At 60.8% G+C, this 1052-nt stretch carries 1 protein-coding gene; it reads right to left on the bottom strand.

What is annotated here, in order from left to right:
- Positions 1 to 10: 10 nt before the first annotated feature.
- A protein-coding gene (locus tag O7B34_RS31850; RefSeq protein ID WP_337149698.1) for an IS630 family transposase occupies positions 11 to 959 on the bottom strand; the annotation gives its coding sequence in 2 pieces (ribosomal slippage) (positions 11 to 622 and positions 624 to 959; 948 coding nt in all).
- Between the last annotated feature and the right edge of the window lie 93 nt (positions 960 to 1052).

The raw sequence follows: 1052 nt of genomic DNA, 5'->3' as shown, positions 1-1052 counted from the left end.
CTAGAGCCTTTCACGTTTTGACGGAAGCGTATCCTGCGTTTTCGAAGTAGTTCTTACATTCGGCTGCCTCGATGGTTTCGACGAGATGTCCGATGTGGCGCCACGTGTCCTCGACGGTGCGTTTCTGAGCCTGGCGCATCCAGTGTTTGATTTTGGCGAAGGCCTGCTCGATCGGATTGAGGTCCGGAGAGTAGGGCGGCAGATACCAAAGCCTGGCGCCGGCGGCCTTGATCATCTGCCTGACGGCCGCCGACTTATGGCTTCCCAGATTGTCCATGATGACGATATCGCCGGGCTTCAGAACGGTGATGAGCTGTTGCTCGACATAAGCACGGAAGCATTGGCCGTTGATGGGGCCGTCAAAGACGCAAGGTGCTGCGAGCCGATCCCAGCGCAGCGCTCCAAGGAAGGTCAGTGTGCGCCAGTGACCGTGCGGAGCCAGGCCGCGCAGCCGCTTGCCCTTCGGCCCCCACCCCCGCAGCGGAGCCATGTTGGTCCTGATCCAGGTCTCATCGATGAAGACCAGACACTGCGGATCAAGGCCCGCCTGCCAGGATCGCCATCGCCGGCGCCGGCGGGCAATATCAGCGCGCGCCTGCTCAAGGGCGAACAGCGTTTTTTTTGAAGCTCAGGCCCTCGCGGCGCAAGAACAGCCACACTGCGTTGTGTGAGACGTTGACCCCGCGTCGGGCCAACTCATCCTTCAGACCGTGCAGCGTCAGATGCGGCATCTCTCGTATGCGGGCCTCGATGAAGGCACGGTGCGGCTCCAACACCCTCTTGCGATGTCCACCCATCTTGCCCGGCGCCACCGAGCCGGTCGCACCATGGCGCTGCAACAGCTTCACAGCGGCCGAAATCGAAATGCCGAACCGTTTCGCCGCCGACCGGCGGCTTTCGCCACCCAAAACCGCCGCCACAACCCGCTCGCGAAGATCATTGGAAAGAGGTCGAGTCATCAGATGCTGGCCTCCATTCCAGCCAGCATCTTGAATCACAAAACCGACTGATCCGGAATCCCTTCGATTCCATCAACTCGTGAACCGCTCTAG

The organism is Mesorhizobium sp. Cs1299R1N3, from assembly GCF_037179625.1.
GTDB classification, from domain to species: Bacteria; Pseudomonadota; Alphaproteobacteria; order Rhizobiales; family Rhizobiaceae; genus Mesorhizobium; species Mesorhizobium salmacidum.
Note: the sequence above shows the minus strand (reverse complement) of the source record. Positions and strands in the feature narration are given on the sequence as shown.